This window comes from Leisingera sp. ABM4_101, assembly GCF_056158725.1.
On the sequence record NZ_JBSWTV010000002.1, the window covers coordinates 3,021,606 to 3,044,385 of the forward strand.

Here is a 22,780-nt window from a genome sequence, read left to right on the forward strand (position 1 = left end):
TTCCAATCGAAATTTCCGCAAAGCAGACACATGACCACGCCTTTCGACGAAGAACCGCACCGCCGCCCGGGACTGTTTGCCAGCCTGCGCGCTTCTTTCTTTACCGGCATCGTGGTTATCGCCCCTGTCGGGCTGACGGTCTGGCTGTTGTGGTCGGTGATGGGCTGGATCGACAGCGTGGTGCTGCCGCTGGTGCCGCATACCTTCCGGCCTGAGCAGTATATCGGCATCAACCTGCGCGGCGTCGGGCTGATCATCTTCCTGCTGTTCACCATCATCGTGGGCTGGATCGCCAAGGGCATCATCGGACGCTCGCTGATCACCTTCGCCGAAAGCCTGGTTGACCGGATGCCGGTGGTGCGCACGGTCTATTCCGGCATCAAGCAGATTTCCGAAACCGTCTTTGCCCAATCAGAGCGCAGCTTTGAAAAAGCCTGCCTTGTACAGTACCCGCGCAAAGGCATCTGGGCGATCGGCTTCATCTCCACCAATGCCAAGGGGGAGATTGCCAAGCGGGCCGAAACCAGCGGCGGGCTGGTCAGTGTCTTTCTTCCGACCACCCCGAACCCCACATCGGGCTTTCTGCTTTTCGTGCCGGAGGAGGACGTGATCGAACTGGAGATGTCGGTCGAGGATTCCGCCAAGCTGGTGATTTCCGCAGGTCTGGTCTACCCGAACCCCAAGGACCCGACCAAACCGTTGGAAAACGGCAAGGCCGCAAAGGAGCTTGAAAAAGAAGACGCCTAGCCGAACATTTCAGGCAGATCTGCTGAGGAACGCACGCCGAGGTTTTCCCTGTTCTGCGCCAGAAACACTTCGGCCGCGTCCCGGCCTGCCTCTTTCAGCCGCGCCAGGATCTGCGGCACCGGGAACAGCTTGGTGGTGACTGACAGCTGAGTCATCAGATCATCGTCAGCGATCATGTGCACCCGCACCTGTTTCATCCGCCCCTGCTGAATGGTGCCATCGGCCAGCAGCCGTTGCACGAAGTTGATTGCCCTCAGTTCCCGCAGCAAGGATGAGTTAAAACTGATCTCATTCACCCGGTTGCGGATCTGCTGCGGCGTCTTGGGTATCTCGTCGCGCTCCAGCGGATTGATATTGACGATCACCACATCGCCCGGCAGCGCGTCGCGAAACAGCGGGAACAGCGCCGGGTTCCCGGTGTAGCCGCCGTCCCAATAGGCTTCCATGCGGCCGGTTTCCGGGTCTTCGATCTCCACCGCTTGAAACAGGTCCGGCAGGCAGGCAGAGGCCAGGACCGCATCGGTGCTGATTTCCTCCCCCTCGAAAACGCGGATCTTACCGCTGCGCACGCAAGTGGCGCAGATGAACAGCTCCGGGCCTTCGCCCGCACATACCTCGGTAAAATTGAACTGCTCGACCACCTCGCGCAGCGGGTTTTTGTAAAACGGCCCGTAGTGATAGGGGGAGATTACCTGACTGAGGTTTTCCAGCGGCGAAAACGGCATTGCCGCCTCCAGCGCGCCCGCCCAGGCCACCGCATCAAACCGCGTCAGCCAATGATTGAACCGCATGTCGCCCACGGCGCCCATCCGTTTCCACAGCCCGTCCAGCGCCGCCTTGGCACCGGCGTGCCCGTCCTGCACCATGCCCGCCTTGAAAGCAGCCCCGTTCAGCGCCCCGGCGGAGGTGCCAGTGATCCCGGCAACCTCGATCCCCTCCTCCTCCAGCAGCCGGTCGAGCACGCCCCAGGTAAACGCCCCATGCGCGCCGCCGCCCTGCAAGGCCAGATTAATCCGTGTCACCAAACGCCACCTGCCTATTTCACCTTTGTGAAAAAACTCCGGGGGTGAATTGCCCCGTCAGGGCAAGAGGGGGCTGGCCCCCTCCCGCCGTCACCGCACACGCCTACAGCGCAGTCCAGCCGCCATCGACGCTGATGGAGGTGCCGGTGATCTGCGCTGCCGCGTCCGAACACAGGAACACAGCCGTGCCGCCCAGTTGCTCCACCGTGGCAAACTCGCGGCTCGGCTGGCGCTCCAGCATCACCTTTTTGATCACCTCTTCCCGGCCCATGTTGTATTTCTCCATGGTGTCGGGGATCTGCGCCTCCACCAGTGGAGTCAGCACATAGCCCGGGCAGATCGCATTGCAGGTGATCGGCTCCTCCGCGGTTTCCAGCGCCACCGTCTTGGTCATGCCCACCACCCCGTGTTTGGCAGCCACATAGGCGGCCTTGTAGGGCGAGGCGGTCAGCCCGTGCGCTGACGCAATATTTACGATCCTGCCCCAGCCAGCCGCGCGCATCCTGGGCAGTGCTGCCGCCATCGTGTGGAAGTTTGAGTTCATGTTGATCGCGATGATCGCATCCCATTTATCCTCGGGAAACTCATCAATCGGCGATACGTGCTGGATACCTGCGTTGTTCACCAGGATATCACAGGCCCCGGCCTTCTCGATCAGTGCCCGGCAGTCCGCGCCCTTGGACATATCGGCCTGGACATACTGGGCATTGACGCTGAATTCACGGGCGAGCTCTGCTGCCAGCGCGTGATCTTCCTCCCGGTCGGTGAAAGAATTCAGCACCACGTTCGCCCCTGCCCGCGCGAATTCGCGGGCCACCCCCAGGCCGATGCCTGAATTCGATCCGGTGATAACGGCGGTCTTGCCTTGCAATGTCATCGCTTCCTATCCCATGGCTGAATGAACCTGCCGCCACTGTGCCATGCTGCAGATGCAAAAGAAACGCGTAAGACTACGGATAACCCGCCCTTGTTTTCACAGGCGCAATCATCCAGAGGCTGCGGAGAGTTTTGCAGAAAAAAACGCCCGCACAAGGCGGGCGTTAGTTATTGAGGCAGGTTTCATACAGGCAAGAAACCTATCGAGCAGTGACCCCTTTATAAGCAATTTCCGGCTTTCGTCCAAGCTAAAAGTTTGAAAAGACGAAAAAGCGCACGTAGCGTGCAGAAGCAAGAAAATAAGGGCAGAGCGGGATTGTTGTGAAATTGCGAAAAGAAAATTTCCGGAGTCTGGGATCGGCGCTGGCTGGAATCACCCTGGCTTTTGCCGCGAATTTTGCGCTAGCAGAATCGACCCATGGCATAGCTATGTATGGCGCCCCTGCCCTGCCACCGGATTTTGTGTCTTTACCCTATGCCAACCCCGATGCCCCCAAGGGCGGCAAGGTCGTATTTGGCAATACCGGAGGTTTTGACAGCCTCAACCCGTTCACCCTTAAGGGGACCTCCCCGTGGCAGCTCCGGTTCTGGGGATACGAGAGCCTGATGGGCCGGTCCTGGGACGAGCCGTTCGCGCTTTACGGTCTTTTGGCCGAATCGATTGAGGTGCCTGAGGACCGGTCCTGGGTCGAATTCACCCTTCGGCCGGAGGCCCGATTCTCTGATGGCAGCCCGGTGACGGCCGAAGATGTGGTCTGGTCCTACAGAACGCTGGGCACCAAGGGCCATCCACGGTACCGCGTGTTCTGGACCAAGGTTGAAAAGATTGAACAGACCGGACCGCGCCGCATCCGCCTGGCCTTCAATGTCGAAGACCGTGAATTGGCGCTTATCGCCGGCCTGCGCCCGATCCTTCAGAAGGCTCAGTGGGAAGGCAAGGTTTTCGGTACGGACGAGATCGAAGGTGCCCCCATCGGCACCGGTCCTTATGTGGTCAGCGCCTTTGAACCGGGCCGCCATGTCACCCTCGCCCGTAACCCGGACTATTGGGGCAAGGATCTGCCCTTGCGCCGCGGCACCCAGAATTTCGACGAAATGCGCATCGACTTCTTTGGCGATGCAACCGTTCTTTTCGAGGCCTTCAAGGCAGGCGAGCTGAGCGCGGTGCGTGAGTTCAACGCCGACAAATGGGACAGCGCCTACAGCTTTCCAGCCATAACCCGCGGCGATGTGGTCAAAAGCGAGATCCCCCATCAGCGCCCGTCAGGCATGACCGGGCTGGTCATGAACACCCGCCGCGCGCCGCTCGACGACTGGCGGGTGCGCGAGGCGCTTCTGCTGGCATTTAATTTCGAGTACATCAACGGCACCGTTACCGGCGGCACCCAGCAGCGCATCACCTCCTATTTCTCAGGCTCGGTGCTGGGAATGCGCCCCGGCCCGGCGGAGGGCAAGACACTCACGCTGCTGGAACCTTTTGCGGACAGCCTGCTGCCCGGCACGCTGGAAGGTTACAGCCTGCCCCAGGGCGACGGCAGCAAGCGCAACCGCGGCAACCTGCGCAAGGCGATGAAACTGCTGGAAGAGGCCGGCTGGACCGTCAAGGGTGGCGTGCTGCGCAATGCGGAGGACACCGCACTGGACCTCAGCGTTCTGATCCGCCAGGGCGATGGCGAGATGAAGACCGTCACCGAAATCTACGCCCGCGCGCTGGAGCGGCTGGGCATCACCCTGACGGCTGAAACCGTGGACAATGCGCAATACGCCGAACGGGAAAACGCCTATGAATTCGACCTTACCCGGTTCCGCCGGGAACTGTCGCTGAGCCCCGGTAACGAGCAGCGCTACTACTGGGGCAGCGAGGGCGTGGTTCAGCCCGGCAGCCGCAACCTGATGGGTATGGACAGCCCGGCGGCCGAGGCGATGATTGACGCCATGCTGACGGCAACAGAGCCGGAGGATTTCACCGCCGCGGTCCGGGCACTGGACCGGGTGCTGACCGCCGGTCGCTATGTCATTCCGTTCTGGAGCTTCGACACCGGCCGTATCGCCCATATCAAGGAAATGCGGTTCCCGGACAGGCTGCCGATTTACGGAGATCGCACCGGCTTCATGCCTGACGTCTGGTGGTATCAGGCCGACTAACCTGATGAGGCAGCGCTGCAATCTGTGTTAAGATCTGTTGACAGCAGCTATGTATTTCCGTATTTCGCGAATTATGGAAATAGAACTTTCAGATAAACTCGCCGCCCTGGCACACCCGAACCGTTTGGCGCTGTTCCGGCTGCTGATGCGGCGCTATCCGGACGGCGTGCCGGCAGGCGAAATCGCGCAGGCACTGGAGTTCAAGGCAAACACCGCCTCTGCTTATCTGTCAGCTCTGAAGAAAGCCGGTCTGATCACCCAGCAGCGCACCGGCACCTCGCTGATGTATGCCGCGGACTTGCCCGGCCTGCGCGGCATGTTCGACGGGCTGCTGTCCGGCTGCTGCCGGAACCGCCCCGGTATCTGCAGTCCGGTCATGAGTGAAGAGAAGATCATGCCAACGCCTGAGCGCCCGTTTAACGTCCTGTTCATCTGCACCGGAAACTCTGCCCGCTCGCTGCTGGCCGAGGCCATTGTGAACCAGGAGGGCGGCGGCAGGTTCCGCGCCTTCTCTGCCGGAACGCAGCCGTCTGCGGGGCCGCGGCCTGAGGTGATGGCCCTGCTGCAAGCCAAGGAGATTGACACCAGCGGCCTGCGCTCCAAGGACCTGGATGAATTTTCTGCGCCGGATGCGCCGCAGATGGATTTCATCTTCACGGTCTGCGACCATGCCGCCAACGAGGAATGCCCGGCCTGGCCCGGCCAGCCGATGAGCGCCCATTGGGGCCTGGCCGATCCGGTCAAGGCCGAAGGCACCGACGCTGAACGGCGGCTCGCCTTCCAGCAGGCCTACGGGCTGCTGCGCAACCGGATCAGGGCCTTTGCGGCGCTGCCCTTTGAAACACTCGACCGCTTGTCGCTTCAGCACCGCGTTGACGGCATCGGCCGCTTGAACTCATCCGACTAAACCAAAGCACGGACATATAAAATGAATATTCTGGTCCTTTGCACCGGCAATTCCGCACGCTCCATCCTGCTGGAGTCGATCTTCAATACACTGGGGGCCGGCCGCACCCGCGCCTATTCTGCCGGCTCCAACCCCACCGGCAAGGTGCATCCGCAGTCGCTGATGCTGCTGGAGGAACTGGGCCACGACACGGCCGGCGCCCGCTCCAAGAGCTGGGACGAGTTCGCCGAAACTGATGCCCCGGAGATGGACCTGGTAATTACCGTCTGCGCCTCTGCCGCTGGTGAAACCTGCCCGGTCTGGCCAGGCGCCCCGGTGCGCGCCCATTGGGGGGTTGAAGATCCGGCAGCTGCAGATCAGCCGGAATGGGACAAGGCATTCCGCACCGCATATGCCGCGCTGGAAAAGCGCGCCAAGGCACTGCTGGAACTGCCATTTGAAACCATGTCCCCCGCCGAGCTCTCCCAGCAGCTCAAGCGGATTGGAGAAATCGTATGACCGCGCAGAAACTGCTGGCCGAGGGGCTGGGCACAGCCATGCTGCTGATTGGCGTCGTTGGCTCCGGCATCATGGCGGAGACGCTGGCGGATGGGAATGTGGCGCTGGCGCTTTTGGCAAATGCGATTGCCACCGGCTGCATGCTCTATGCCATCATCACCACGCTTGGCCCCATCTCGGGCGCCCATTTCAATCCGGCGGTCACGCTGGCCTTTGCCCTGCGGGGGGATCATTCCTGGAGCGCTGCAGCGCCCTATGTCCTGGTTCAGATCGGCGGCGGCATCCTGGGTGTCTGGGCCTGCCATGTGATGTTTGACCTTGCAATTTTGCAAAGCTCAACCACCATGCACCGCACCGGCACCGCGCAGTGGTTTTCTGAAATTCTGGCCACCTTCGGCCTATTGTTCGTGATCTTCGGGGGGCTGCGCTCGCGCCCCGAGGCGGTGCCTGCGCTGGTTGGCCTTTATATCACCGGCGCCTATTGGTTCACTTCCTCAACCAGTTTTGCAAACCCCGCTGTCACCATCGCCCGCGGCTTCAGCGACACCTTTGCCGGCATCTACCCGGGCCACATTCCGATGTTCATCGTGATGCAGGTGATCGCAGTTGGCATTGGCCATCTTGTTCTGCCGCGCCTGTTCGCGCGGCAGTAAGACCCGGCAAAATCCTGCCGACGGAGGCGGCCCCGGGTCCAGTGCCCTTGGCCGCCGTTACAAAAATGCCCGGAAAGTGTTACCATGAGGGTCCGAAAACCATAATCCGTTTGTCAGGGAGGCCCCCAATGCCTGTACAGACAGCAGCTGCCAGCTGGATTGACAGGATGCCCCGCATCAAACAGCGCTTTCCGCACCTGAAAGCCTCCAATGCGCCGTCGCTATTGGATGACCGGGACAAATTCGTCGCCTATCTGGCGCGCACCCACCACCTCACCTTGAATGAAGCCAAGGAAGAGGTTGACGATTTTCTCTATATCGAAAGCCTGCTGCGGGAACTGGACGGCCGCAAGCATTAGCCAATCACATCAGGCAAGCGACGTGACCCAGAGGATCATCGCGTCCTCGGGGCTGGTTGAGATGACATTGTGGCCCATGGCCGCATCGTAATAGGCGCTGTCGCCGCGGCGCATCTCGATTGGTTCGTAGAATTCCGTATAGAGCTTGACCACGCCGGTCAGCACATACAGGAACTCCTCACCGTCATGGCGGACCCAGCCGTCAAATTCTTCCATCGACCGCGCCCGCACACGCGCCCGGTAGGGCAGCATCTGCTTGCGCGACAGGCCATCGGCCAGCAGCTCATGCTCGTAAGTGGCAGTGGCATGAGCAGAGCCATCGCCGGATTTGGTCACGGTCATGCGGCCGTTCACCTGATCCCGCTGCGGCGGCGTGAACAGCTGCGGCACCGAGATTTGCAAACCCTCAGCCAGCTTCTTGAGCGCCTCGTAAGTCGGTGACATCTGGCCGTTTTCGATCTTGGACAGCGTCGAACGCGCCAGCCCCGCCTGGTTGGCGGCATGTTCCAATGTCCAGTCCCGCGCCTTGCGCAGCTCGCGCACGCGCGCGCCAAGGTCCAAGGGTTCAGCGTTATCCTCACCACCGTTTGCACGGGCAATGGTGATCAGGGATTTCGGGTCACGGGTCTTCATAGCCACTCTATAAGCCGCAGCCGCGCCGCTTGCAACGCAGGACGGTGCGGGATAGCCAATTGCCATGCTGTCGATATTTGATCAGGGGCCTTTCGAGCCCTGCCCTGCCCCCTTCAATCTTGCGGCCCATGTGCTGCGCCATGCTGTGCGGCTGGCGGACAAGACCGCGCTGTCTGTGCTTGATGGCGATGGATGCGAGGATTGGAGTTTTGCCCGGCTGGAGGCCGCCGTCCGCAGCACTGGCACCGGGCTGCTGCAGGCCGGGCTCAGGCCGGGTGACATCGTACTGATGCGGCTAGGGAACACGGTGGAGTTTCCCATCGCCTATCTTGGCGCCATTGCCGCAGGCCTGGTGCCAGTGCCGACCTCTGCCCAGCTGACAGCGCCGGAAACGGCCCGGATAATCGCCGATCTGGAACCGGCGGCTGTGCTGCGGGACCCGGCTGTCCCCTGCGCGAGTCACCGGTTGCAGATCAGCACGGCGGACCTGTTGGACATGCACGGACTGCCCCCTTGTGAGTACGCCTTTGGTGATCCTGAACGGCTTGCCTATGTGGTCTATACTTCCGGCACCAGCGGAAATCCGCGTGCAGTGGCCCATGCCCACCGGGCTGTCTGGGCGCGGCAGATGATGGTTGACGGATGGTACGGGCTGACAGAGGACGACCGGCTGCTGCATGCCGGCGCGTTCAATTGGACCTACACCCTGGGCACCGGCCTGATGGACCCCTGGGCCGCGGGCGCAACGGCATTGATCCCCGCCCCCGGAACCCTGCCGGAGGCGCTGCCAGACCTGCTGCGCAGCCACCGCGCCACGATCTTTGCCGCCGCCCCCGGAGTTTACCGCAAGGTCCTGCGCGGCGGAGCCTTGGTGCTGCCGGATCTGCGGCACGGGCTTTGCGCAGGTGAAAAGCTCTCCCGCCACTTGCATGAGACCTGGGAGGCTGCGACGGGACGCGGCCTTTATGAGGCCTTCGGGATGTCGGAATGCTCGACTTTCATTTCCTCCTCGCCTGCGCACCCGGCGCAGGACGGCGCTCTGGGCCGGCCGCAGCCGGGCCGCAGGGTAGCGATTGCTGGCGCGGATGGCCCGGTGCCGATGAGCCAGGAAGGCACCATCGCCATCCACCGCTCCGACCCGGGGCTGATGCTGGGCTACCTGAACGCACCAGAGGAAACCGCGGCCCGCTATCAGGGTGATTGGTTCCTGACCGGCGATCAGGGCGCAATGTCTGAGGATGGCCAGATCCGCTATTTGGGGCGCAGCGACGACATGATGAATGCAGGCGGCTACCGGGTTTCACCGATTGAGGTCGAAACGGCCCTCGCCGCCCATCCCGGCATCACCCAGGCCGGCGCCGCTGCAGTGGAGGTGAAAGAGGACACTTACATCATTGCCGCCTTCTACACCGGTCCCGAAGAGTTGAACGCAGCAGAGCTGCAGGCCTTTGCATCCCGGCGCCTGGCCCGTTACAAGCAGCCCCGCGCTTATGTCCACGTGGACGCGTTGCCCGCCGGCGCCAACGGAAAACTGCTGCGCCGCGCCCTGCCTGCCCTGTTCAAAGGATGACCCAAATGGCCACTGTCAAGCTCGACATCCTGTCCGACCCGATCTGCCCCTGGTGCTATATCGGCAAGACCCATCTGGACAAGGCGCTGGCGGAGGTGCCGGACCATCCATTCGTCATTGAATGGCACCCCTTCCAGCTGAACCCCGACATGCCGCGCGAGGGCATGGACCGGCGCGAATACCTGGAGCGCAAGTTCGGCGGCAAGGAGGGCGCGGTGAAGGCCTATGCGCCAGTGGTGGAGCACGCGGAGAAAGCCGGGCTGACGATCAATTTCGAAGCGATGCAGCGCACCCCCAACACGCTGGATGCGCACCGGCTGATCCATTGGGCCGGGGTCGAAGGCAAGCAGACGCAGGTGGTGGACGCGCTGTTCAAAGCCTATTTCGTGGACGCCCGGGATATTGGCGATCACGCCATCCTGGCGGACGTCGCGCAAGAGGCAGGCATGGAGGCGGATGTTGCCGCCCGCCTGCTGGAGGGCGACAGCGATGTGCAAGCGATCCGCGACCGTGACGCGCATTCCCGAAATATGGGCGTCAGTTCAGTCCCGACTTTCATCGTTGCCAACCAGCATGCTGTGCCGGGCGCCCAGCCGCCGGAGCTGTGGAAGCAAGTGATTGAAGACATTATGCAGCAGCTGAAGGCTGCCGAGACCGAATAGGCCGCCACGATTTACTTAGCATCGCAACCATGCACAGAACCCTGTGCAGCCGGGCGCTGGCAGGGCTAGCGGCTTTGTGGTAGCGGAAGCAGACAGCTCCCAGACCGGCCTCATTCACCGGAACCCTCTGAAGAGCTGTTAGAGGTTTCAAATGTCACAGTCCCCCGCCCATGGCATGGCCAAGGCTGAATTCATTGCACTGATTGCAATGATGTTCGCCACCATCGCGCTATCGATCGACGCCATGCTGCCCGCCCTGCCGGAAATCGGCCAGACGCTCAGCCCGGACAACATCAACCGCGCACAGCTGGTGCTGACGTCCTTTGTGCTGGGCATGGGGCTTGGCACTTTCTTCACGGGTCCGCTGTCCGATGCCTTTGGCCGCAAGCCTGTAGTGGCTGCGGGCTGCGCCCTCTACGTGCTGGCCGCGCTGACCGCCTGGCTGTCGCCCTCGCTGGAGGTTCTGCTGATCTCGCGCGTGCTGATGGGAATCGGGGCTGCCGGCCCGCGGATTGTGGGGGTTGCCGTTGTCCGCGATCTCTATTCGGGTCGTGAGATGGCGCGGCTGATGTCGATTGCCATGATGATCTTCATGATTGTTCCGGCCATTGCCCCCCTGATGGGCGCAGGCATTATCGCGCTGTCCAGCTGGCGCGCCATCTTCCTGCTGTTTGCCCTGTTTGCCGCGATCATTGTGCTGTGGACCAGCTTCCGCCTGCCGGAGACGCTAGCACGAGAAGACCGCCGCGCCTTCCGCGCACCACTGCTGATGGCTGCGGTCAAGGAGATGCTGTCCCACCCCACGGTGCGCCTGTCGATCATGGTACAGACGCTCTGCCTCGGTATGCTGTTCACCATGCTGACGATGGTGCAGCCGGTCTATGACATCATCTTTGATCGCGCGGACAGCTTTCCCTTGTGGTTCGGGCTGGTCGCAGTGATTTCCGGCACCGCCAGCCTGCTGAACGCGGCTATCGTGGTCCGCATTGGCATGCGCCGCATTGTCACCGTTTCGCTGGCCGCCCAGATCGTGATCACTGGCGGCATGCTGCTGATCAGCGGCTGGAGCCTGCCGGATCCGTGGATGTTCGGCCTGTTTGTGGCCTGGCAGGCCAGCGTGTTTTTCATGGTCGGCACCACCGTCGGCAACCTGAATGCAATGGCAATGGAGCCGATGGGCCATATCGCCGGCATGGCGGCATCGGTGATCGGGGCGATCTCAACCGTTCTGGCCGCTGCAGTTGCGGCACCCGTCGGATTGCTGTTTGACGGCTCACTGGTGCCGCTGGCTGCCGGGCTTTTGATCATGGCCTGTATCGCATTCTTCCTGATGCTGCAGATGGCCAAGGCCGAGGCAAGGCTGCCTGCTGAATAACGGCCTTGCCCGGATAATGCCCCCTGCATAACCTTCCCCTGAAACGGGGGAGGTTTTTCATGGGTTACGACTACGATCTCGGCAGCCATTCCTGCCCGGTGACCACGGCGTCGCCAGATGCACAACTGTGGTTCGACCGCGGCCTGGTCTGGACCTATGGCTACAATCACGAAGAGGCCATCGCCTGCTTCCGCCGTGCTCTGGAACACGACCCGGACTGCGCCATGGCCCATTGGGGCGCAGCCTATGCGGCCGGTCCGAATTACAACCTGCCCTGGGATCTGCGCGACGCCAAAAGCCGGGCTGAGGCGCTGGCGGAGGCCTATGATGCAGCGCAATCCGCCCTGGCCTGCATAGAAGGCTGTACAGAGGCCGAACATCTGCTAATCCGCGCCATCCAATCCCGCTATCCTCAGCGCGAGCCGGGTGAGGACATGTACGTCTGGGACTATGACTTTGCCGAGGCGATGCGCACGGCCTTCGCCGCCTGCCCGGATCATCTGGACCTACGCACAGTTTATGCCGAGAGCCTACTGAACCTGACCCCCTGGAAGATGTGGGACCTGAAAAGCGGTGAGCCCGCCGACGGTGCCGCCACGCTGGAGGCGCAGGAGGTGCTGGAATGGGCAATGGACAATGTTCCAGGCGCAATGCAGCACCCCGGCCTGCTGCATCTATATGTTCATCTGATGGAAATGTCGCCAGTACCCGAGAAAGCACTGAAGGCTGCGGATGCCCTGCGCACGCTGGTGCCGGATGCGGGCCATCTGGTGCATATGCCGACCCATATCGACGTTCTGTGCGGCGATTACCGCAGCGTGGTATACTGGAACCAGAAGGCGATTGAGGCGGACCTGAAATTCTATGAGCGCGAAGGCGCGTTCAACATCTACACCGGCTACCGCCAGCACAATTACCACTTCGTCATCTACGGCGCGATGTTCCTGGGCCAGCTGGAACCGGCGCTGGCGGCCAATCAGGGGATTCTGGACACCACCCCGCCGGAAATGCTGCTGGTCGAAAGCCCGCCCATTGCGGATTTCTTTGAAAGCTACCTGGCGATGCACCCGCATATTCTGGTCCGCTTCGGCCGCTGGGAAGAGGCAATGGCGCTGGAGTTGCCCGAGGATCAGCAGCTTTACTGCACGCTGACCGCCAACACCCATTACGCCCGCGCCATCGCCTATGCCGCCACCGGCTGTGTTGCAGAGGCTGAAGCCGAAGAGCAGCTGTTCCTGGCCGCCAAGGCCCGGGTGCCAAAAGCGCGGCGGCTGCACAACAACAAGGTCCTTGACCTGCTTGAAATCGCATCAGAAATGCTGCGCGGGGAAATTGAATACCGAAAGCAGAACTATGGCGCGGCTTTCACCCACCTGCGCCGCTCGGCGGCACTGGATGACAACCTGCCGTATGACGAGCCCTGGGGCTGGATGCAGCCGACCCGCCACGCGCTGGGGGCGCTGCTGTTTGAGCAGGGCCATATTGCGGAAGCCGAAGCCGTTTACCGCGCCGATCTAGGCCTGGACGATACCTTGTCGCGCGCTTCAGTGCATCCGGGTAACATCTGGAGCCTGAAGGGGCTGCACGACTGCCTGAAGGCCCGCGGCGAAAGCGTTGAAATCAGTCACATTAAACAGCAGCTGGACCTGGCGCTGGCGCGGGCCGACCGGGCCGTGGGCGCCTCCTGTTTCTGTGCTCAGGCAGCGATGAAGCCCAGCCCCTGCTGCGGCTGAGCAAATTTCTTGCGAAGAAATTTGCCAAGGAAGTTCGAATTTCCTTGGCACCCGGGATCAGGCCTTGGCTTTCTTCTTCTCGGCCACGACCTTTTCCGCCAGGTCGCGGGCGATGGCAAAGGCGCCCTTGATCTTGTCGGCGTCCTTTTTCCAGTCGCGGCGCACGACGATCTTGTTGTCCTTCACCTTGGCCAGGCCGTTCTGGCCCTGGATGAACTCCACCAGCCCCTGCGGCGAGGCGAATTTGTCGTTATGGAACTGGATCGTCGCGCCCTTCGGCCCGCCATCCATCTTCGCGATGCCTGCGCGTTTGCACATCGCCTTGATCCGCACCACCAGCATCAGCGTGTTCACTTCCTTCGGCAGCTTGCCGAAACGGTCGATCAGCTCCGCCGCAAAGCCCTCCAGCTCCACCTTTGTCGACAGTGATGACAGGCGGCGGTAGAGACCCAGGCGCACATCCAGATCCGGCACGTAGTCCTCCGGGATCAGAACCGGAACGCCCAGGTTGATCTGCGGCGCCCATTGGTCGTCTGCATCAGAGAGGCCCTCCATCTCGCCCGCCTTGATCTTGGCAATCGCCTCCTCCAGCATCGACTGGTAGAGTTCATAGCCAACATCTCGCATCTGGCCCGACTGTTCCTCGCCTAGAAGGTTGCCGGCACCCCGGATATCAAGGTCTTGCGAGGCAAGGGTAAAGCCCGCGCCCAGCGTGTCGAGCGATCCGAGTACCCGCAGCCGCTTCTCTGCCGCCGGGGTCAGGCGCTGGCGCGGTTTGGTGGTGAGATAGGCATAAGCGCGGGTTTTGGAGCGGCCGACGCGGCCCCGGATCTGATAGAGCTGCGACAGGCCGAACATGTCGGCGCGGTGCACCACCATGGTGTTGGCGGTCGGAATATCCAGCCCGCTTTCCACGATCGTGGTAGCCAGCAGCACATCGTATTTGCCATCATAGAAGGCGTTCATCCGGTCGTCGAGTTCGCCCGCCGCCATCTGCCCGTGCGCCACCACGTAAGTCAGCTCCGGCAGCTGTGCCTTCAGGAACTCTTCAACGTCCGGCAGGTCGGTGATCCGCGGAACCACATAGAAGCTCTGACCACCGCGGTAATGCTCGCGCAACAGCGCCTCGCGGATGGTGACGGTATCAAACTCGCTGACATAGGTGCGGATCGCCAGACGGTCCACCGGGGGCGTGCCGATGATCGAGAGGTCGCGCACGCCGGTCAGGGACAGCTGCAAGGTCCGCGGGATCGGGGTTGCCGTCAGGGTCAGCACATGGATGTCGCTGCGCAGCTGCTTCAGCCGCTCCTTATGGGCCACGCCAAAGTGCTGTTCTTCGTCGATGATCAGCAGGCCGAGGTTCTGGAACTTGATGTTCTTGGCCAGCACCGCATGGGTGCCGACCACGATGTCGACGGTGCCCTTGGCCAGCCCTTCGCGGGTCTGGCTCGCTTCCTTGGCACTAACAAAGCGCGACAACTGCCTGACCTGCAACGGGAAACCGCGGAACCGTTCAGCAAAGGACGCAGCGTGCTGGCGCGCCAGCAGCGTGGTTGGCGCAACCACCGCCACCTGCAAGCCTGACATGGCGGCAACAAAGGCCGCGCGCATCGCTACCTCGGTCTTGCCAAATCCCACATCACCGCAGATGAGCCGATCCATCGGCTGGCCGGAGTGCAGATCCTCCATCACATCCTCAATGGCGCGCAGCTGGTCGTCGGTCTCCTGATAGGGGAAACGGGCCGAGAACTCCTCCCAGGCGTGCGGCGGCGGATCCATCACCGGCGCCTTGCGCAGGGCGCGTTCGGCGGCAATGCGGATCAGCTTGTCCGCCATCTCGCGGATGCGTTCCTTGAGCTTGGCCTTCTTGGCCTGCCAGGCGCCGCCGCCGAGCCGGTCCAGAAGTCCTTCCTCGTGGCCGTATTTGGACAAGAGTTCGATATTTTCGACCGGCAGGTACAGCTTGGCTGCTTCGGCATATTCCAGCAGGATGCATTCATGCGCCGCACCGGCGGCAGTGACCACTTCCAGCCCCTTGTAGCGGCCGATACCGTGGTCCACATGCACCACCAGGTCGCCGGGGCTGAGCGATTGGGTTTCGGTGAGGAAGTTCTCCGCCTTGCGGCGTTTCTTAGGTGCCCGGATCAGCCGGTCGCCCAGCACGTCCTGCTCTGCGATCACCGTCATGTCCGGGGCTTCGAACCCGTGCTCCAGCGCCCAGACCGCCAGATGCAGGCCGGATTTGCCGATACGGGTGCCATCCATCACCGGGATCGCTTCAGCCAGGCCCTCATCCTCGATCAGCCCGGTCAAACGTTCCCGCGCGCCTTCGGAGTAGGAGGCGATAAGGACCGGCCCCTCTTGCATCCGGGCCTTAATGTGGTCCGCCAAGGTGCCGAAAAGGCTGACATTTTCCTGTTGCCGCTCCGGTGCAAAATTGCGTCCGATGCGCCCGCCCGCATCCGCGACACCGGGGCCGGAGGCCTGCGGCAGCGGGTGGAACTGAACAACGCGCATATCCGAGACCGCCGCCTCCCAAGCCGCATCATCCAGATACAGCAAACCCGGCGGTGTCGGCTTATAGACGGTGTCAATCCGCCCTTTCTGCTCCAGCGCGTGTTTGCGGGTGCCGTACTGGTCCTCGATGCTGTCCCAGCGCGCCAAGCGCGCAGGCGTCAGTTGGTCATCCAGCGTAACGGTCGCCTGCGGCAGGTAGTCGAACAGCGTCTCCAGCTTTTCATGGAAGAACGGCAGCCAGTGTTCGATCCCCTGATGCTTGCGCCCGGCGCTGACGGCCTCATAGAGCGGGTCATCGGTTCCGGCGGCGCCAAATTCGATCCGGTAGTTCTGGCGGAACCGGGTGATTGCCGCCTCGTCCAGGATCACCTCGGAAACCGGCGCCAGTTCCACCACTTCCAGCTTCTCGGTGGTGCGCTGGGTGACGGGGTCAAAGCGGCGGGCGCCATCCAGCACATCGCCGAACAGGTCCAGCCGCACCGGGCCGCTTTCGCCCGGCGGGAAGATGTCGATAATACCGCCGCGAATGGCGTAGTCGCCCGGCTCCATCACCGTGGGGCTTTGGGAAAACCCCATGCGGACCAGGAAGTTGCGCAGCGCCTCTTCATCCACCCTTTGATCGACACGGGCGGTAAAGGCCGCCTCGCGCAGCACCTCGCGCGCCGGCACCCGCTGGCTGGCGGCATTAAGCGTGGTCAGCAGCACGAACTGGCTGGGCATCTGATGGACCAGCGCGGCCAGCGTCGCCATCCGCGCCGCGGAGATGTCCGCATTCGGCGAAACCCGGTCATAGGGCAGACAGTCCCAGCCGGGAAACACAAACACCGGCATGTCCGGCGCAAAGAAGGCCAATGCTGCCCGCATCGCCTCCATCCGCTTGTCATCGCGGGCTACATGCAGAACCGGCGCGCCGGATTTCTGCACTTCCTTCAGGATCAGCCGGGCGTCAAACCCTTCGGGCGCGCCGCCCATGGTGATTGCACGCTGTGCCATGCGTTGTCCTTTCCGGGAGAGTTCCTGGGGCCGTATTCCGGCCCGTCAAAAGGCTCCGATCGTGAGGTTCTGATACATGCCCCAGAAGGCCGTGACCACAATGGAGATCACACCGACAAACTGCACATACAGGCGGCAAAATGCCAAACGCTTGCGCAAGGTTTCCCCCGAGGCGCCCTCCCGTGCGATCCCCCGGGCGGTCAAATAGCTGATCAGACCGACCACGGACATCGGGAATGCCAGCAGGAACACCGCCTGCGCAATCTCAAGCAAATAGACAAAGCCAAGCGTCGCCAGGGCAGACAGCAAAAAGCAGGACAAGGCCACCAGCCAAGGGCCGGACACATCTGCAATATACAAAAGCCGGTTCACATTGACCCGGGCGATATCCTCCAGATCACGCTCAGCCTGCCCGCCTTTGCGCTGTGCCCGGTGGACCATGTCATACGGCACGCCCAGAATCCAATGGCTGGCCGTCGACCACAGCACGGCCAGGGAGATCCAGTACCACAGGTTGGAGAATGACCGCAGTTCAATCATCTCATAGATTATGTGAAGTAGATCCACACCTGCCCCCTATACCGCCTGCCCGATTGCAGACCCTCAGTCCTCAACCGGCCCTATATCAACCGGGACGCCCGCGCAGGCAAGCCCCGGCTGCGGCGCGGTTTTCCCGGCGCGGCGAATGTGCCTCTTGTTCCCGGGACCGCTTCCATGCCACCCATGGGCCAGACGAAACCCGGAGACCCGTATGAAACCGACCGTTGCGCCCTTTCCCGCCGCCCGCCTGCGCCGCACCCGTGCCACCCCGGCGATCCGCGATCTGGTGCGGGAAAACACCCTGACGCCCGCCGATTTCATCTGGCCTGTCTTTGTGCGCGACGGTGAAGGCCAGGAGGAACCCATTGCCTCAATGCCTGGTGTGATGCGCCGCTCAGTAGACAGGATTGCCGAAGCCGCAATTGAGGCGCAGGCGCTGGGGATCCCGGCCATCTGCCTGTTCCCCTACACCGATGCCGCGCTCAAGACCGAGGACTGCGCCGAGGCCTGGAACCCCGAAAACCTGACCAACCGCGCTATCCGCGCAATCAAGGACGCGGCACCGGACATCGCGGTGATGACCGACGTGGCGCTGGACCCCTATAATATCAACGGCCACGACGGCTATGTTGTGGATGGCGAGATCGTCAACGACGCCACCGTCGAAGCGCTGGTCAAGATGACCCTGGCCCAGGCCGATGCCGGCGCCGACATCATCGGCCCCTCCGACATGATGGACGGCCGCATCGGCGCCATGCGCACGGGATTGGAACAGGCAGGCCATCACAATGTGGCGATCCTGTCCTACTCAGCCAAATACGCCTCTGCCTACTACGGGCCGTTCCGCGATGCGGTTGGCGCGTCGGGCGCGCTGAAGGGCGACAAGAAGACCTATCAGATGGACCCGGCCAACAGCGACGAGGCGCTGCGGCTGATTGAACGCGACCTGATGGAAGGCGCAGACATGGTGATGGTGAAGCCCGGCATCGCCTATCTGGACATCTGCCAGCGGGTGAAATCCGCCTTTGGCGTGCCGACCTATGCCTATCAGGTCTCCGGCGAATACGCGATGGTCCAGGCCGCGGCGCAAAACGGCTGGATCGACGGCGAAAAGGTGATGATGGAAAGCCTGATGGCCTTCAAACGGGCGGGCTGCAACGGCATCCTGACCTATTTCGCGCCAGCTGCCGCCAAGCTGCTGAACGGCTGACAGCCCCGCCGCGCCGGAACCCGGTCACGTCAGCGGGAAGCCGCCAATATCCACGCTGCAACGGATGACAGGCAGCGGTTTTCCGCGTATACACAAGGCCAGAGCCGGAGCATACCGGCCTTGGAGCAACCCATTACAGGCACCCGAGAAATGAGCAGTTCTTCCTCTTCCCGCATGACCCGCCGCGGCTTTGCCCTGGCCGCCCTGGCCGGTGCGGGCGTCACCGCAGCCTGCGGCAATGGCGTCGGCAACAGCAATGCGGCCAAGATCGACGCCCGTGTCGATGCGACGCTGAATCAGATGTTCAGCCAGTATCCCAACACCCGCACGCTGGCCGACAAGGCCACCGGCATGCTGGTGATGCCGCTGGTCACTGAGGCCGGCTTTGTCTTCGGCGGTGCCTTCGGCCGCGGCGCGCTGCGGATCAACGGCGTCACCGTCGACTATTACTCCACCCTCAAGGGCAATGCCGGCCTGCAGATCGGAGCGCAGCAATACGCCCATGTGCTGTTCTTCATGACCCAGGATGCGCTTGCAGGTTTCCGCCGCTCCACCGGCTGGGCTGCGGGTGCGGACGTGGAATATGTGATCCGCGACGAAGGCAACGCGCTGACCGCTGACACAAACACGCTCACCTCGCCGATCCTGGCCGTGGTATTCGGCCAGGCGGGCCTACGCGTCGGCGCGACCCTGGAAGGCACCAAATACACCCGTATCATCCCCTAAGGGCAGGCGGGGCCGGCCTCTGCGCGCGCCCCGGCTTCTTTCTGATCAAAAATACTCCCGCCGGAGGCATGGCCTTTCCACTAGGAAAGGCCATTTTTCTTGCGCCCTCAATCAGATGACAGCCCATCCAGTGCGCGCAGGCGCTTGAACAGCGACGACGTATCCCAGCGCCCGCCGCCCATTTTCTGAACGTCCTTGTAATACTGGTCGACCAGTGCCGTGGCCGGCAGGGTTGCACCATTGCGGTTTGCCTCATCCAGGCAAATGCCCAGATCCTTGCGCATCCAGTCGACCGCAAAGCCGTGGTCGAAATGATCCTCCAGCATGGTTTCATGCCGGTTCACCATCTGCCAGCTGCCCGCCGCCCCCTGGCTGATCACCTCCACCACCGCGCGCCCGTCAAGCCCTGCCTTTTCCGCAAAATGCAGCGCCTCGCTCAACGCCTGCACCAGCCCGCCGATGGCAATCTGATTGCACATCTTGGTCAGCTGGCCTGCCCCGCTTTCGCCGATCCGGCGGCAAATTTTGGCGTAGGCGCCGATCACAGGCTCAGCCCGCGCATAGGCGCCTTCTTCACCGCCGCACATCACTGACAGAACCCCGTTTTCCGCCCCGGCCTGACCGCCGGAAATCGGCGCATCAACAAAGAACACACCGCGCTGTTCGGCGGCAGCGTGCAGCTCCCGGGTGACGATCGCCGAGACCGTGGTGTGATCCACAAACACGGTGCCTTCCCCCATGCCGGCAAAGGCGCCGTCCGGCCCCAGGCAGACAGACCGCAAGTCGTCATCATTGCCGACACAGGCCATCACAAACTCCGCACCCGCCGCGGCTGCGCGCGGTGTCGCCGCGTAGTGGCCGCCATGCTGTTTGGTCCAGGCCTTAGCCCTGGACTCAGTGCGGTTGTAAACGGTGACCTCATGGCCCGCGGCCTGCAGGTGCCCGGCCATTGGATAGCCCATGACGCCAAGCCCCAGAAACGCGATTTTTGCCATCTGCTTTTCCCCTGATCTGTCTTCGCATATGTTGGCGGCAACCCTACCACCGCCGCCGCCGGGCGCAATCTGCCTTGCGGCTGGAAATGACAAAACCCAAGGGAAAACAACCGCTGATGGGACATCTTTTCCGCTGGCTGCTGCGCCTCGCTGCGGGGCTGATTCTGCTGAGCCTTATGGCTGCCCTGCTGGTCTACTACCTCGCCTCTCAATCGCTTCCGGAGTATGACAAAGAGATCGCCTTGCCGGGATTGTCCTCGCCGGTGGAAATCGTCCGCGACAACGCCAATGTGCCGCATATTTTCGGCAGCTTCGGCGCCAGCGACGAGGACGTCTACTTCGGGCTCGGCTATGCCCATGCGCAGGACCGGCTGTGGCAGATGGCGGTAATGCGGCGCACGGCACAGGGCCGCTTGTCAGAGATCTTCGGCACCCGCACGATAGAGACTGACACGTATTTGCGCCGTCTGGACCTGTACCGTCTGGCGCAGCAATCGGTGGCCGTGCAAACGCCTGAGGCGATCACCGCGCTCAAGGCCTATGCTGACGGGGTGAACGCCCGGCTGCAGGAAATCAACGAGGAGGCACTGGGGCGCGGTGCGCCGGAGATGTTCCTGTTCAACATGCCGGTTGCCCCCTGGCAGCCCGCCGACAGTATCGCGATCATGAAGCTGATGGCGCTGCAGCTCTCCGGCCATATGCGGGAAGAAATCCTGCGTGCCCGGACCTCGCTGGCGCTGAACGACGCGGACCGCATCAGGGACATTTTGCCGGATGCCCCCGGCAAAGGGCTGACGGCATTGCCGGAATACGCAGAATTGGTGCCCGGCGCCCGGCACTATGCGGCGGCGGTCCTCGCAGAGGAAGACAGCCTGCTGTTTCCCGTTGCCCCCCGCGGACTGGCCGGGGCCTCTAATGCCTGGGCAGCCGCGCCCAGCCGCTCAGCGGCAGGCGGCACGCTGCTGGCCAATGATCCGCACCTCGGCCTCAGCGCCCCGGGCGTCTGGTATCTGGCGCGGCTGGAGCTGGGCACAGGCGGGGTGATCGGCGGCACCATTCCGGGCATCCCTGCCGTGATCACCGGACGCTCCGACGTGCTGGGCTGGGGGGTCACCTCCTCTTACCTCGACGATCAGGACCTTTTCATTGAAAAGCTGAACCCGGAAAACCCGCAGGAATACCTGGGCACCGATGGGTACAAGAAATTCATCTCCCGACCGTCAATCATCAAGATCAAGGATGAGCCGCCCGTCACGTTGACCCTGCGCTGGACCGATAACGGGCCGGTGCTGCCGGGCTCCATGTTCCGGCTGGCGGAAATCACGCCACCGGGCCACGTGGTGTCGCTCAGCTGGACGGTGCTCAGCCCGAAAGACACGTCGATGAGCGCAGCCCTGGAGCTGATGCGCAGCGCGTCGGTTCAGGAAGCCATTGCAGCAGGCGAAGGTTTCATCGCGCCTTCGCAGAACCTGACACTGGTGGACAAGGAAACCATTGCGCTCAAGACCGTCGGCGCCTTTCCGTTGCGCGATGCCGCCCATCAAAGCAAGGGCCGGATGCCCAGCCAGGGCTGGCACCCGGAAAACCGCTGGCAGGGACGTGCGCCTTATGCGGAAAACCCGGAGTTCCTCAGCCCCGCAGGCGGCATTCTCGGCAATACCAACAATAAGATCCTGGACCGCCCCTTCCCGCAGCATGTGTCCTTTGACTGGGGGGATACCCAGCGCATCCACCGCTGGCAGAAGCTGATGCAGAACCGCGAAGTTCACACCCGCGACAGCTTCATCGAAGCCCAGCTGGACACCGTGTCCTATACTGCCCGCACCCTGCTGCCGCTGATCGGCGCCAACCTTTGGTTCACCGGCGAGGCAGCCCCCGCAGGCACCCGCGAGCGCCAGCGCCAGATCGCCCTGACCCTGCTGTCGGAATGGAACGGCGAGATGAACGAGCACCTGCCGGAGCCGCTGATCTACGCTGCCTGGCTGCGCGCGCTGCAGGCGCGGCTGATCACCGATGAGCTGGGTCCGGTTGCCAAGTCGTTCCGCCATGTGGAGCCCCTGTTTATCGAGCGCGTCTACCGCGATGTGGACGGAGCCTCAGCCTGGTGCGACGTACGCCAAAGCGCGCCGCAGGAAACCTGCACGGACATGGCCCGGCTGGCGCTGGATGACGCGCTGATCTGGATCGAAGAACGCTATGGCACCGCGCTTGAATCCCTGCGATGGGGGGACGCGCATCAGGCCACACAGGACCACCCTGTGCTCGGCAAGGTGCCGGTCCTACGCTACTTCGTGAATATCCGGCAGTCCACCAGCGGCAGCGACAATACCCTGCAGCGCGGCAAAAGCTCCGGCAAGGATCCGGATCCGTTTCAAAACACCCATGCTGCCGGCTACCGCGGGGTCTATGATTTCGCCGACCCCGACAGTTCTGTTTTCATCACCGCCACCGGCCAGTCCGGACACCCGCTATCGCGTTATTATGACGATTTGGCCCAGCTCTGGCGCCGCGGCGAGTACATTCCGATGTCGCTGGACGAAGAACTGGCCCGCGCTGCTGCCGTGGGCGTAACAAGGATCACACCACGCTGACCAGGAAAGGGGGGACAGCATTTAATCC

19 protein-coding genes are annotated in these 22,780 nt (G+C 62.6%); 13 read left to right on the forward strand and 6 right to left on the reverse strand.

Annotation, left to right across the window (positions count from 1 at the left end; all coding sequences use genetic code 11):
* The first annotated feature begins 30 nt into the window (after window positions 1-30).
* Window positions 31-747 (forward strand): DUF502 domain-containing protein, encoded by a 717-nt coding sequence (locus ACXAEK_RS15960; RefSeq protein ID WP_475043376.1) that lies wholly within the window; start codon window positions 31-33, stop codon window positions 745-747.
* On the opposite strand, the gene ACXAEK_RS15965 is transcribed toward ACXAEK_RS15960, so the two are convergent.
* Window positions 744-1,772, reverse strand: a complete 1,029-nt coding sequence (locus tag ACXAEK_RS15965; RefSeq protein WP_475043377.1) for a patatin-like phospholipase family protein — start codon at window positions 1,770-1,772, stop codon at window positions 744-746. The two genes, ACXAEK_RS15960 and ACXAEK_RS15965, sit on opposite strands and share 4 nt — an antisense overlap.
* A 100-nt stretch (window positions 1,773-1,872) precedes the next feature.
* A complete protein-coding gene (locus tag ACXAEK_RS15970) occupies window positions 1,873-2,646 on the reverse strand; it encodes a 3-hydroxybutyrate dehydrogenase (protein WP_475043379.1) in 774 nt (257 codons plus the stop codon).
* A gap of 326 nt (window positions 2,647-2,972) precedes the next feature.
* Between ACXAEK_RS15970 and ACXAEK_RS15975 the strand changes: the two genes are divergently transcribed.
* The 5 genes from ACXAEK_RS15975 (at window position 2,973) to ACXAEK_RS15995 (ending at window position 7,207) form a co-directional block, all read left to right on the forward strand.
* Window positions 2,973-4,790 carry an extracellular solute-binding protein gene (locus ACXAEK_RS15975; protein WP_475043381.1) on the forward strand — a complete coding sequence of 606 codons (1,818 nt, stop codon included), beginning with the start codon at window positions 2,973-2,975 and terminating at the stop codon, window positions 4,788-4,790.
* 73 nt (window positions 4,791-4,863) lie between these two features.
* Entirely contained in the window at window positions 4,864-5,697 is an 834-nt protein-coding gene (locus tag ACXAEK_RS15980; protein WP_475045289.1) for an arsenate reductase/protein-tyrosine-phosphatase family protein, read from the forward strand.
* A 21-nt stretch (window positions 5,698-5,718) separates the two neighbouring features.
* Window positions 5,719-6,195: an arsenate reductase ArsC gene (locus ACXAEK_RS15985; RefSeq protein WP_475043383.1), complete on the forward strand. Its 477-nt coding sequence runs from the start codon at window positions 5,719-5,721 to the stop codon at window positions 6,193-6,195.
* A complete protein-coding gene (locus ACXAEK_RS15990) occupies window positions 6,192-6,848 on the forward strand; it encodes an aquaporin (protein WP_475043384.1) in 657 nt (218 codons plus the stop codon). Before ACXAEK_RS15985 ends, ACXAEK_RS15990 begins: the two co-directional genes overlap by 4 nt.
* Window positions 6,849-6,976: 128 nt before the next feature.
* On the forward strand, window positions 6,977-7,207 hold the full coding sequence (locus ACXAEK_RS15995; protein WP_475043385.1) for a hypothetical protein: 231 nt from the start codon (window positions 6,977-6,979) through the stop codon (window positions 7,205-7,207).
* Between the two features lie 9 nt (window positions 7,208-7,216).
* On the opposite strand, the gene ACXAEK_RS16000 is transcribed toward ACXAEK_RS15995, so the two are convergent.
* A complete protein-coding gene (locus ACXAEK_RS16000) occupies window positions 7,217-7,840 on the reverse strand; it encodes a helix-turn-helix domain-containing protein (protein ID WP_475043386.1) in 624 nt (207 codons plus the stop codon).
* Window positions 7,841-7,904: 64 nt separating this feature from the next.
* Here ACXAEK_RS16000 and ACXAEK_RS16005 point away from each other — a divergent pair, with 64 nt between their 5' ends.
* The 4 genes from ACXAEK_RS16005 (at window position 7,905) to ACXAEK_RS16020 (ending at window position 13,180) form a co-directional block, all read left to right on the forward strand.
* Entirely contained in the window at window positions 7,905-9,410 is a 1,506-nt protein-coding gene (locus tag ACXAEK_RS16005) for a class I adenylate-forming enzyme family protein (RefSeq protein ID WP_475043388.1), read from the forward strand.
* Window positions 9,407-10,072, forward strand: a complete 666-nt coding sequence (locus ACXAEK_RS16010) for a DsbA family oxidoreductase (protein WP_475043389.1) — start codon at window positions 9,407-9,409, stop codon at window positions 10,070-10,072. The genes ACXAEK_RS16005 and ACXAEK_RS16010 overlap by 4 nt, the downstream gene beginning before the upstream one ends.
* A gap of 151 nt (window positions 10,073-10,223) precedes the next feature.
* A complete protein-coding gene (locus tag ACXAEK_RS16015; RefSeq protein WP_475043390.1) occupies window positions 10,224-11,447 on the forward strand; it encodes a multidrug effflux MFS transporter in 1,224 nt (407 codons plus the stop codon).
* 59 nt (window positions 11,448-11,506) lie between these two features.
* Complete coding sequence (locus tag ACXAEK_RS16020; RefSeq protein WP_475043391.1) at window positions 11,507-13,180, forward strand: tetratricopeptide repeat protein; 1,674 nt, start codon at window positions 11,507-11,509, stop codon at window positions 13,178-13,180.
* Between the two features lie 57 nt (window positions 13,181-13,237).
* Here ACXAEK_RS16020 and mfd read toward each other — a convergent pair whose 3' ends face one another.
* Entirely contained in the window at window positions 13,238-16,690 is a 3,453-nt protein-coding gene (mfd, locus tag ACXAEK_RS16025) for a transcription-repair coupling factor (RefSeq protein ID WP_475043392.1), read from the reverse strand.
* Between the two features lie 45 nt (window positions 16,691-16,735).
* The gene (locus ACXAEK_RS16030) at window positions 16,736-17,257 is read right to left on the reverse strand and encodes a component of SufBCD complex (protein WP_475043393.1); all 522 of its coding nucleotides are present in this window, start codon (window positions 17,255-17,257) and stop codon (window positions 16,736-16,738) included.
* 184 nt (window positions 17,258-17,441) lie between these two features.
* Here ACXAEK_RS16030 and hemB point away from each other — a divergent pair, with 184 nt between their 5' ends.
* Together hemB and ACXAEK_RS16040 are read left to right on the forward strand one after the other, a co-directional pair.
* Window positions 17,442-18,440 carry a porphobilinogen synthase gene (gene hemB / locus ACXAEK_RS16035; RefSeq protein ID WP_475043395.1) on the forward strand — a complete coding sequence of 333 codons (999 nt, stop codon included), beginning with the start codon at window positions 17,442-17,444 and terminating at the stop codon, window positions 18,438-18,440.
* A gap of 150 nt (window positions 18,441-18,590) precedes the next feature.
* Window positions 18,591-19,166 carry a lipid-binding SYLF domain-containing protein gene (locus ACXAEK_RS16040; protein ID WP_475043397.1) on the forward strand — a complete coding sequence of 192 codons (576 nt, stop codon included), beginning with the start codon at window positions 18,591-18,593 and terminating at the stop codon, window positions 19,164-19,166.
* A 107-nt stretch (window positions 19,167-19,273) separates the two neighbouring features.
* On the opposite strand, the gene ACXAEK_RS16045 is transcribed toward ACXAEK_RS16040, so the two are convergent.
* Window positions 19,274-20,191, reverse strand: a complete 918-nt coding sequence (locus ACXAEK_RS16045) for an NAD(P)-dependent oxidoreductase (protein ID WP_475045290.1) — start codon at window positions 20,189-20,191, stop codon at window positions 19,274-19,276.
* An 86-nt stretch (window positions 20,192-20,277) separates the two neighbouring features.
* On the opposite strand from ACXAEK_RS16045, the gene ACXAEK_RS16050 reads away from it, so the two are divergent.
* Entirely contained in the window at window positions 20,278-22,752 is a 2,475-nt protein-coding gene (locus tag ACXAEK_RS16050) for a penicillin acylase family protein (RefSeq protein WP_475043399.1), read from the forward strand.
* The last annotated feature ends 28 nt before the right edge of the window (window positions 22,753-22,780 follow it).

Coding starts and splice junctions, on each gene's coding strand:
- ACXAEK_RS15960 (WP_475043376.1), top strand. CDS start 31: ATGACCACGCCTTTCGACGAAGAACCGCACCGCCGCCCGGGACTGTTT.
- ACXAEK_RS15970 (WP_475043379.1), bottom strand. CDS start 2,646: ATGACATTGCAAGGCAAGACCGCCGTTATCACCGGATCGAATTCAGGC.
- ACXAEK_RS15980 (WP_475045289.1), top strand. CDS start 4,864: ATGGAAATAGAACTTTCAGATAAACTCGCCGCCCTGGCACACCCGAAC.
- ACXAEK_RS15985 (WP_475043383.1), top strand. CDS start 5,719: ATGAATATTCTGGTCCTTTGCACCGGCAATTCCGCACGCTCCATCCTG.
- ACXAEK_RS15990 (WP_475043384.1), top strand. CDS start 6,192: ATGACCGCGCAGAAACTGCTGGCCGAGGGGCTGGGCACAGCCATGCTG.
- ACXAEK_RS15995 (WP_475043385.1), top strand. CDS start 6,977: ATGCCTGTACAGACAGCAGCTGCCAGCTGGATTGACAGGATGCCCCGC.
- ACXAEK_RS16000 (WP_475043386.1), bottom strand. CDS start 7,840: ATGAAGACCCGTGACCCGAAATCCCTGATCACCATTGCCCGTGCAAAC.
- ACXAEK_RS16005 (WP_475043388.1), top strand. CDS start 7,905: ATGCTGTCGATATTTGATCAGGGGCCTTTCGAGCCCTGCCCTGCCCCC.
- ACXAEK_RS16010 (WP_475043389.1), top strand. CDS start 9,407: ATGACCCAAATGGCCACTGTCAAGCTCGACATCCTGTCCGACCCGATC.
- ACXAEK_RS16015 (WP_475043390.1), top strand. CDS start 10,224: ATGTCACAGTCCCCCGCCCATGGCATGGCCAAGGCTGAATTCATTGCA.
- ACXAEK_RS16020 (WP_475043391.1), top strand. CDS start 11,507: ATGGGTTACGACTACGATCTCGGCAGCCATTCCTGCCCGGTGACCACG.
- mfd (WP_475043392.1), bottom strand. CDS start 16,690: ATGGCACAGCGTGCAATCACCATGGGCGGCGCGCCCGAAGGGTTTGAC.
- hemB (WP_475043395.1), top strand. CDS start 17,442: ATGAAACCGACCGTTGCGCCCTTTCCCGCCGCCCGCCTGCGCCGCACC.
- ACXAEK_RS16040 (WP_475043397.1), top strand. CDS start 18,591: ATGAGCAGTTCTTCCTCTTCCCGCATGACCCGCCGCGGCTTTGCCCTG.
- ACXAEK_RS16050 (WP_475043399.1), top strand. CDS start 20,278: ATGGGACATCTTTTCCGCTGGCTGCTGCGCCTCGCTGCGGGGCTGATT.